Source organism: Streptomyces sp. SID3343, from assembly GCF_009865215.1.
Taxonomy (GTDB): Bacteria; Actinomycetota; Actinomycetes; order Streptomycetales; family Streptomycetaceae; genus Embleya.
This window is the reverse complement of record NZ_WWJX01000865.1, coordinates 1-9,749: the sequence shown is the minus strand read 5'-3', so window position 1 is coordinate 9,749 and position 9,749 is coordinate 1. Positions and strand designations below refer to the sequence as shown.

The following is a 9,749-nucleotide window of genomic DNA, read 5'->3' as shown; positions in this document are numbered from 1 at the left end:
CGCCCCACGTGATCGGGTCGGCGGCCCCGGCGGGGGGCGCGACGGTCAGCGCGGCGACGGTGACGACGCCGGCGAGCAGGGCGCGCACGGCGCGGGTCACGAGGCCTCACAGGTGGTGTCGCGGTCGGCCGGCAGCGTGCCGTCGACCAGATAGGCGCCGGCGGCGGCCAGGACGCAGGGGTTGGGTCGGAACGCGAGGATGCCGTGGTCGCCCTCGTCGAGCACGGTGATCTGCCGTGACGACGGCAGCGCGGCGTGCAGCGCGGCGGCGCCGGCGGGTGGGGTCGCGGGGTCGCGCGTGCCCTGGACGAGCAGCACGGGAGGCAGGTCGTGTCCGTCGATGGTGATCGGGGTGCGCGGTGGTACCGGCCAGAACGCGCACGGTGCGTTCATCCACGTGTTGGACCAGGTCAGCAGCGGGTTCGCGCGATGCAGCGCCTTCGCGTCGCGCGCCCAGACCCGCCAGTCGCGCGGCCACGGCCCGTCGTGGCACTCGATCGCCGTGTAGATCGCGGTCCCGTTGGCGTCCTGCGCGGTCGGCGCCCGATACAGCGCGGCGAGCGGCGCGACGTCGCCTTGGTCGTACGCCCGCAGGGCCTTGGCGAAGTCGGCCCACATCGAGGAGCCGTACAGCGTCCTGCCGGCCAGGTCGTACAGTTCGGCCGGCCCCACCGTGCCGCCGGCGGGCCGCGCCCGCACGCCGGCGAGTACGCGCGTGAAGACGTCGTCGACGTCGGGCCCCATCGCCGCCGCGAAGTCGCGCCAGCGAGCCTGGAACGCCACGTCCTGGCGCAGGTTGGCCCGATACCAGATCTGGTCCGGGCTCGGGTCGACGACGCTGTCCAGGATCATCCGGTCGACCCGCTCGGGGAACAGCTGCCCGTACACGGCGCCCAGGTAGGTGCCGTAGGACCAGCCGATGAAGCCGATCCGCGACTCGCCCAACGCCGCGCGGACCAGGTCGAGGTCGCGCGCGTTCTCCAGGGTGCCCAGGTGCGGCAGCAACTCCCCCGCGTGTTCGGCGCAGCCTCGGGCATAGCCGCGGGCACGCTCGACCAGACGCTGTTCGTCGTGCTCGGTCACCGGCACGGGGTCGGGCCTGGGGGCCTTGTCGTAGCTCTCGTCGACGCACGTGATCGGGTCGCTGTGGTGGTTGCCACGCGGGTCGACGCCGACGAAGTCGTACAACTCCCGCACCCGTTGCGGGAGTTCGCGTTGGGCCGGGCCGGCCAGCCACATCCCGCCGCCGCCGGGGCCGCCGGGGTTGACCACGATCGTGCCGCGCCGCTCGGCGCTCTGCGCCGGGGCGAGCGAGAGGGCCAGCGTGGTGGTGGGGCCCTCGGGGTGGTCGTGGTCGAGCGGTACCTCCAGGGTGCCGCAGCGCACCCCGGGCCCGATGTCGTCGGGACACGCGCCCCACGCGATGTCGGGCCAGACCCGAACGCCGTGGCCGGCCGGCGCGGCCAGGGATCCGGTCGCGGGACCTGCGGCGGCTCCCGCGAGCATGCCCGCGAGGGCCAGTGCGGCCACGACGATGCGTCGCACGCGCGGCGCCCCCTCCCCCGGGGCGATGCCCCGATCACCTGTCGATGATCGGGGCGAACGACCGGGAGTAGGGGGATATCAACGATCTGTCACCCGGGAGGACCAGTGCACTGCTCCGACGGGGCGACGCCGTGCGACGACCGGCCGGAGTGCGGCGGTTGCCGGAAAGGTCGTGCCGGTTGCGCCGACCGGGTCGGTCGGGTCAGGCGATGTCGACGATCGGGTCGCCGCTGATCACGCCGTCGGCCTGCATCTGCTCGGCGAGCTTGAGCGCTTCCTCGATCAGGGTCTCGACGATCTTCGACTCGGGCACGGTCTTGATCACCTCGCCCTTGACGAAGATCTGACCCTTGCCGTTGCCGGAAGCGACGCCCAGGTCGGCCTCGCGGGCCTCGCCGGGGCCGTTGACGACGCAGCCCATGACCGCGACGCGCAGCGGCACCTTGAGCCCGTCCAGGCCCGCGGTGACCTGTTCGGCGAGCTTGTACACGTCCACCTGGGCGCGCCCGCAGGACGGGCACGAGACGATCTCCAGGCCGCGTTGGCGCAGGCCGAGCGACTCCAGGATCTGGTTGCCGACCTTGATCTCCTCGACCGGCGGCGCGGACAGCGATACGCGGATGGTGTCGCCGATGCCCTGGGCGAGCAGCGCGCCGAAGGCGACGGCGGACTTGATGGTGCCCTGGAATGCGGGCCCGGCCTCGGTGACGCCGAGGTGGAGCGGGTAGTCGCAGCGCTCGGCGAGGAGGCGGTACGCCTCGATCATCACGACCGGGTCGTTGTGCTTGACCGAGATTTTGATGTCGCGGAAGTCGTGCTCCTCGAACAGCGAGCACTCCCACAGCGCGGACTCCACGAGCGCCTCGGGGGTGGCCTTGCCGTGCTTCTCCAGCAGGCGCTTGTCCAGCGACCCGGCGTTGACGCCGATCCGGATCGGGGTGCCGGCGGCGGAGGCGGCCTTGGCGATCTCGGCGATCTTGTCGTCGAACTGCTTGATGTTGCCCGGGTTCACCCGCACCGCCGCGCAGCCGGCGTCGATGGCCGCGAAGACGTACTTGGGCTGGAAGTGGATGTCGGCGATCACCGGGATCTGCGACTTGCGCGCGATCGCCGGGAGGGCGTCGGCGTCGTCCTGCGAGGGGACGGCCACGCGGACGATCTGGCAGCCGGAGGCGGTGAGCTCGGCGATCTGCTGGAGCGTGGCGTTGACGTCGGACGTGAGGGTGGTGGTCATGGACTGCACCGACACCGGGGCGTCTCCGCCGACGGCCACGTTGCCGACCATGATCTGCCGTGACTTGCGGCGCGGCGTGAGGGGCCGGGCAGGTACGGACGGCATTCCGAGCTGGATCGCGGTCATCTTCGCTTTAGTCCCGTGGGTCGGCGCGGTTGGTCGTGCTCAACGCTACGCCACCGGATGCTCCGGCGAGCGCGCCCCCGCCCACTCCGACCCACCTGTTGTCGGATCGACACAGGGTGAGCACGGAGCGGGCCGAACGCGCTATTTGTCTGACATCAAGTCAGCTTCACCGGATTGATCAGATCCGCGATCAGGACGAGTCCGGTGAACGCGATGAAGACGAGCGCCACGACGTAGGCCAGCGGCATCAGCTTGGCGACGTCGAAGGGACCCGGGTCGGGCTTCTTGCGCAGGCTCGCGATGCCCCGGCGCAGGGATTCCCACCACGCGCCGACGACGTGGCCGCCGTCGAGCGGGAGCAGCGGCAGCATGTTGAACAGGAAGAGCGACAGGTTGAACCCGGCCACCAGGAAGATCATGATCCCCACGCGCTGCGATGGGGGAATGTCGAGCGCGGCGATCTCGCCACCCACCCGCGCGGCACCGACCACACCCACCGGCGAGTCCTGGTCGCGCTCGTCGCCCTGGAAGGCCGCGCCCCACAGGGCGGGCACCTTCTGCGGGATGCGCAGCAGGCCGTGTACGGCGTCGTCGAGCCTGTCGCCCAGGTAGTCCACGGACTCGGACGCGCTCTGCCGCTGGATGCCGCTCGCGGGTGTGATTCCCAGGAAGCCCGTGGTGACGTATTCGCCCTTGACCGGCATGCCGTTGCCGTCCAACTTGATCACTTTGTTCTGTTCCAGCACCGGCTTCAGCGTGAGCTGCTGCCCCTTGCGGTCCACCACCATGGTGACCTCACCGGACGACTTGCGGATCAGGCCCTGGAGCTTGTCGTAGTCGTCGATCCGCTGACCGTTGAAGGACACGACGCGGTCGCCGGGCAGCAGTCCGGCGGCCTTGCCGGGGGCGGCCTTGGCGCCCTCGGGGCACTTGTCGGTCTTGGCGTCGGCCGAGACCACGCACTCGGAGACGATGCTCACGGTCGAGGTGGTCTCGCTGATCCCGAAGCCCATCAGATACACCGCGAACAGCGCGACGGCCAGGATCAGGTTCATGAACGGGCCGGCGAACATGATGATCGTGCGCTGCCAGGGCTTGCGCTGGTAGAACATCCGGTCCTCGTCGCCGGGACCGACCTCCTCGTAGGACGCCTCGCGGGCGTCCTCGATCATGCTGCGCCACGGCGACGTGCTGCGGGCCTGGACCTTGCCGGTCGCGTCCGGCGGGAACATCCCGATCAGCCGGCAGTAGCCGCCGGCGGGGATGGCCTTGAGGCCGTATTCGGTCTCGCCGATCTTCTTGGACCACAGGGTCTTGCCGAAGCCGACCATGTACTGCGGGACCCGCACACCGAACATCTTTCCGGTGATCAGGTGGCCCGCCTCGTGCCAGGCGATGGAGAACAGCAGGCCCACGACAAAGACGACGATGCCGAGGATCGTCATGAACAGGGTCAACGGGTTTCTCCTTGGTGGGCGATGATCTCGCGTGCCCGCCGGCGCGCCCAGTCCTCCGCGTCGAGGACGTCGTCCAGGGTCAGCCGGTTGCCGTCCCCTCGTACATCATGCTCGCCCACGACCTCGGCGACCGTGTCGGTGATGCCGTTGAACCCCAGGTGTCCCGCGACGAAGGCGTCGACGCACTCCTCGTTCGCCGCGTTGAACACGGCCGGTGCGGTGCCGCCGGCGCGGCCCGCGTCGCAGGCCAGACCCACTGCGGGAAACGCCTCGTGGTCGAGCGGGAAGAACTCCCACGTCGACGCCTTGGTCCAGTCGCAGCCCGCCGCGACGCCCGGCACTCGATCGGGCCAGGACAGGCCCAGTGCGATCGGCAACCGCATGTCCGGCGGGGACGCCTGGGCCAGGGTCGAGCCGTCCACGAACTCGACCATCGAGTGCACGATCGACTGCGGGTGCACGACGACGTCGATCCGGTCGAACGGGATGTCGTAGAGCAGGTGCGCCTCGATCACCTCCAGGCCCTTGTTGACCAGGGTGGCCGAGTTGATGGTGATCACCGGGCCCATGTCCCACGTGGGGTGGGCGGCGGCCTGCGCGGGCGTGACGTCGACGAGGTCGGCCCGCTTGCGGCCGCGGAAGGGGCCGCCGCTCGCGGTCACCACGAGGCGCTTGACCTGGTCGGCCCGGCCGCCGCGCAGGGCCTGGATGAGCGCGGAGTGTTCGGAGTCGACGGGCACGATCTGGCCGGGCTTGGCGATCGCCTTGACCAGCGGGCCGCCGACGATCAGCGACTCCTTGTTGGCGAGCGCGAGCGTGCGGCCGGCGGTGAGCGCGGCGAGGGTGGGGGCGAGGCCGATCGAGCCGGTGATGCCGTTGAGCACGACGTCGCACGGGTAGGCGGCGAGTTCGGTCGCGGCGGTGGGGCCGGCGAGGATCTTCGGCAGCTTGAACCGCCCCTTGGCGAAGCCGCGCTTTTGCGCCTCGGCGTAGAAGGCGAGCTGGAGGTCCTGCGCGGCCGACGCCTTCGCGACCGCGACGACCTCGACATCGAGTTCGAGTGCCTGCCGCGCGAGCTCGTCCACGCGTCCGCCGCCGGCGGACAGGCCCACGATGCGGAACAGCTCCGGGTGGGCGCGGGCGACGTCGATGGTCTGCGTCCCGATGGAGCCGGTGGATCCGAGCAGGACGACGTCCCGCCGGGCGGTCGGCTGGTCGGGGGCGGCGAAGGGCGCGTACGGATCGGCCAGGGAGTCCATCGGACCATTGTGTCCCGGCCTCCGGGGCTCGGGAGCACAGGTCACCCGATTCGCGCGGCCCGGCCGGCCGCGACCCGCGCGGGCCGGCGGGCGGGCCTCCCTCGGCCGCCCGCCGGCCCGGTGGTCAGCCCACCGGTCGGTGCACGTTCTCCACTTTGGAGGGCCCGGGCGTCGCGTCGGCGATCCAGGGGCCGTCGGTGGACGGGTCCAAGACGCCCTCCTCCAACCACAGGTGGTGACCCGCGAGGACGCTCTCGACCGCGCGCACGTCGAGGTCGTCGGTGTTGGTCCACAGTCGCCCGAACAGTTCCTCGACCCGTACCCGGGCCTGCCGGCAGAACAGGTCGGCCAGTTCGTACGCGGCCCGTCCCCGCTCCTCGTCCTGTCGGCGCAGCATGTCGGCCCGCACGCACACCGCGCTCATCGCGAACAGTTCGGCGCCGATGTCGACGATGCGGCCCAGGAAGCCCTGCTTGCGTTCCATCGCGCCCTGCCAGCGGGCCATGCCGTAGAACGTGGACCGCGCGAGCCGGCGCGACGCGCGTTCGACGAAGCGCAGGTGCGGCGCCAGGCTCGGGCCGCCCGCGGGGGCGAACTCGCGGTAGGACGTGGGTACCTGGCCCTTGCCCGCGACCAGCTTGGGCAGCCACTTGGCGTAGAAGACGCCCGCGTCCGCGGCGGCCTTGCCCTTGGCCTTGAGGTCGGCGTCGGGGTCGATGATGTCGCCGGCCACGGCGAGGTGCGCGTCCACCGCCTCGCGCGCGATCAGCAGGTGCATGATCTCGGTCGAGCCCTCGAAGATCCGGTTGATCCGCATGTCGCGCAGCATCTGCTCGGCGGGCACGCCGCGTTCGCCGCGGGCTCGGAGCGAGGCGGCCGTCTCGTAGCCGCGACCGCCGCGGATCTGGACGAGTTCGTCGCTGACCGTCCAGCCCACCTCGGACGCGTACAGCTTCGCGAGCGCGGCCTCGATCCGGATGTCGCGCCGGTCCTCGTCGGCCATCCGCGCGGTCAACTCCAGGACCGCCTCCAGGGCGAACGCGCTTGCCGCGATGTAGGCGATCTTGCCCGCGACCGCCTCGTGACCGGCGATCGGGCGGCCCCACTGCTCGCGCTCCCCCGCCCACTCGCGGGCGATCTTGAGCGACCACTTGGCGGCTCCCGCGCACATCGCGGGCAGCGAGAGTCGGCCGGTGTTGAGCGTGGTCAGTGCGATCTTCAGGCCCGCGCCCTCGGCGCCGATCCGGTTCGCGGCGGGCACCGTGACGTTGTGGAAGCGGGTGACGCCGTTCTCGATGCCGCGCAGGCCCATGAACGCGTTGCGGTTCTCCACGGTGATCCCGGGGCTGTCCGCGTCCACCACGAACGCGGTGATGCCGCCGCGCCGGCCCTCGGCCTCGGGCACTCGGGCCATCACCACGAGCAGGCCCGCGACCACGCCGTTGGTGGTCCACAGCTTCACGCCGTCGAGCGTGTACGACTCGCCGTCCTCGCTGGGCACCGCGGCGGTGGCCAGCCGCGCCGGGTCGGAGCCGACGTCGGGCTCGGTCAGCAGGAACGCGCTGACCTCACGCACGCAACGCGGCAGGAACTCACGCTTTTGGGCGTCGGTGCCGAACATCTTGACCGGCTGCGGCACACCGATCGACTGGTGCGCCGACAGCAGCGCGCCCAGCGCCGCGTTGACCGAGCCGACCAGGACGAGGGCCTTGTTGTAGTACAGCTGGCTCAGTCCCAGGCCGCCGTACTCGGTGTCGATCTTCATCCCGAGCGCGCCGATCTCGGCGAGGCCCTTGATCACGTCGTCGGGGATGCGCGCGTCGCGCTCGATCACGGTGGGGTCCACACGTGTGGTGAGGAACTCGCGCAGGATCGCCAGGAACTCCTCGCCGCGGCGGATCTCCTCGGCGCCGGCCTGCGGGTGCGGGTGGACCAGGTCGAGCCGGAAGCGGCCGAGGAACAGCTCCTTGGCGAAACTCGGCTTGTCCCAGTCCTGTTGCCGGGCTTCCTCGGCGACCTTACGGGCTTCGCGTTCGCTGACAGGGGGCATGGCGGACTCCTCGCGGACTCGCAGCGGAACCGGACGTTGTTACCGGCCGGTGTTACCTGCCCGTGCACGTCCACTGAATGCCGCGTGACGGCCGTTTGTCCAGAGTTCACCCCCGCCCGGGTGGTGGGGCGCACCCCGCCGGACGTGCGAAAGGGCCCGGCGAACCACCCCAGGCGGCCGGGCCCCTCGTCGAGGAAGGTGTCCTACAGGGCGAGCCCCGTCAGCACCATGACGCGCTCGTACGTGAAGTCGACCATCGCGTACGCGACGCCTTCGCGGCCGACGCCGGAGTTCTTGGCGCCGCCGTAGGGCATCTGGTCGGCGCGGTAGGACGGGGCGTCGCCGATGATCACGCCGCCCACCTCCAGCTCGCGCTGGGCCCGGAACGCGGTCTGGATGTCGTGCGTGAACACGCCCGCCTGAAGGCCGAACTCCGACGCGTTGATCGCGGCGAACGCCTCGTCGACGCCGTCCACCCGGGTCAGCGTCAGGACCGGGCCGAAGACCTCTTCGCACGCGATGGTGACGCCGGCCGGGACCTCGCTGAGCACGGTCGGCGCGTAGGTCGCGCCCTCGCGGGTGCCGCCGGTGAGCACCTCGGCGCCCGCCTTGACGGCCTCGTCCACCCAGGACTCGACGCGGATCGCGGCGGCCTCGCTGACCAGCGGGCCCACGTCGACGCTGTCGTCGCGCGGGTCGCCGGTGACCTGCGCGGCGACCTTGGCGACGATCTTCTCGACCAGGCGGTCGTACACGGATCCGTCGGCGATCACCCGCTGCACCGAGATGCAGGACTGGCCGCCCTGGTAGTTGGAGAAGGTCGCGATGCGCTGCGCGGCCCACTCCAGGTCCTCGTCGGAGGACCAGTCGGCGAGCACGGCCGCAGCGGCGTTGCCGCCCAGTTCAAGGGTCACGTGCTTGCGCGGCACCGAGTCCTGGATCGACCAGCCGACCGGGCCCGAGCCGGTGAACGAGACGACCGGCAGGCGCGGGTCCTGCACGAGGGCCGGCATCCGGTCGTTGGGGACGGGCAGCACGCTCCACGAGCCGACCGGCAGGTCGGTCTCGGCCAGGATCTCGCCGAGCACGAGCGCGGACAGCGGAGTGGCCGGGGCGGGCTTGAGGATGATCGGGGCGCCCACCGCGATCGCCGGGGCGACCTTGTGCGCGACCAGGTTCAGCGGGAAGTTGAACGGCGCGATGCCCAGCACGACGCCCTTGGGGATGCGGCGCACCAGCGCGTAGCGGCCGGTGCCGCCCGCGTCGGTGTCCAGGCGCATGCCCTCACCGTTGAACCGACGGGCTTCCTCGGCCGCCCAGCGGAACACCGAGACCGCGCGGCCCACCTCGCCGCGGGCCCACTTGATCGGCTTGCCGTTCTCCGCGGTGATCAGCTGCGCGATCTCCTCGGTGCGCTCGCCGAGCCGAGTGGCGACGTGCGCGAGGGCCTCGGCGCGCTTGAACGCGGGCAGCGCGGCGAACTCGCCGACCGACGCGTGCGCGGCGGCGACGGCTTCCTCGATCTGCGCGTCGGTGGGCTCGGAGACCGCGCCCACCACTCTGCCGTCGTACGAGTTGGTGACGTCGAAGGACGTCTCGCCGGTGGCCTTGCGGCCGGCCAGCCAGAACGCGTGCGTGGTGGTCACTGCTGCTCCTTCTCCGTCAACGGGCGTCGATGATCCCGGTGGTTCCACGGTAAAGGGATCGCCCGTCGGGGTTTTTGTCCATCCCGGCCAATCGGTGAGCCGTAGCGCTACGACTTGTCCTCGGAGGCTTCGCGCAGCGCGAGCCACAGCTCGGCGCGGGTGTCCGGATCGTCCAGGGTGCGACCGAGGATCTCCTCGGCCCGGCGGACGCGGTAGCGCAGGGTGTGCCGGTGCACGCCCAGGTCGCCGGCGGCCGCGTCCCATTGGCCGTGGCGCGCGAGCCACGCGCGCAGCGATACGACCAAGTCGCCGCGCCCGCCCGCGTCGTGCGTGCGCAAGGGGGACAGGAGTTGCTCGGCCCACGCGCGCACCGCGTCGCCGTCGAGCAGCGGCAGCAGACCGCCGGCGTCGCGGCCGTGCACGGTGAGCTGC

At 71.4% G+C, this 9,749-nt stretch carries 7 protein-coding genes; all 7 read right to left on the bottom strand.

Going from position 1 to position 9,749, the window contains the following annotated elements; all coding sequences use genetic code 11:
* Window positions 1-96 precede the first annotated feature (96 nt).
* Window positions 97-1,545 (bottom strand): alpha/beta fold hydrolase, encoded by a 1,449-nt coding sequence (locus GT354_RS27000; protein WP_161358983.1) that lies wholly within the window; start codon window positions 1,543-1,545, stop codon window positions 97-99.
* Between the two features lie 202 nt (window positions 1,546-1,747).
* Window positions 1,748-2,905 (bottom strand): flavodoxin-dependent (E)-4-hydroxy-3-methylbut-2-enyl-diphosphate synthase, encoded by a 1,158-nt coding sequence (ispG, locus tag GT354_RS26995; RefSeq protein ID WP_161358982.1) that lies wholly within the window; start codon window positions 2,903-2,905, stop codon window positions 1,748-1,750.
* A gap of 155 nt (window positions 2,906-3,060) precedes the next feature.
* Entirely contained in the window at window positions 3,061-4,350 is a 1,290-nt protein-coding gene (locus tag GT354_RS26990) for a site-2 protease family protein (protein ID WP_202512344.1), read from the bottom strand.
* 8 nt (window positions 4,351-4,358) lie between these two features.
* Window positions 4,359-5,621: a 1-deoxy-D-xylulose-5-phosphate reductoisomerase gene (gene dxr / locus GT354_RS26985; protein WP_161358980.1), complete on the bottom strand. Its 1,263-nt coding sequence runs from the start codon at window positions 5,619-5,621 to the stop codon at window positions 4,359-4,361.
* Window positions 5,622-5,745: 124 nt separating this feature from the next.
* Window positions 5,746-7,671 (bottom strand): acyl-CoA dehydrogenase family protein, encoded by a 1,926-nt coding sequence (locus GT354_RS26980; RefSeq protein WP_161358979.1) that lies wholly within the window; start codon window positions 7,669-7,671, stop codon window positions 5,746-5,748.
* A 203-nt stretch (window positions 7,672-7,874) separates the two neighbouring features.
* The gene (locus GT354_RS26975) at window positions 7,875-9,317 is read right to left on the bottom strand and encodes an aldehyde dehydrogenase family protein (RefSeq protein ID WP_161358978.1); all 1,443 of its coding nucleotides are present in this window, start codon (window positions 9,315-9,317) and stop codon (window positions 7,875-7,877) included.
* A gap of 107 nt (window positions 9,318-9,424) precedes the next feature.
* Window positions 9,425-9,749: helix-turn-helix domain-containing protein (locus GT354_RS26970; RefSeq protein ID WP_161358977.1), on the bottom strand; the 325-nt coding region annotated here is incomplete at its 5' end.

Bases quoted from the DNA above. Each gene is read 5' to 3' on its own strand.
- ispG (WP_161358982.1), bottom strand. From the start codon at position 2,905: ATGACCGCGATCCAGCTCGGAATGCCGTCCGTACCTGCCCGGCCCCTC.
- GT354_RS26990 (WP_202512344.1), bottom strand. From the start codon at position 4,350: ATGACGATCCTCGGCATCGTCGTCTTTGTCGTGGGCCTGCTGTTCTCC.
- dxr (WP_161358980.1), bottom strand. From the start codon at position 5,621: ATGGACTCCCTGGCCGATCCGTACGCGCCCTTCGCCGCCCCCGACCAG.
- GT354_RS26980 (WP_161358979.1), bottom strand. From the start codon at position 7,671: ATGCCCCCTGTCAGCGAACGCGAAGCCCGTAAGGTCGCCGAGGAAGCC.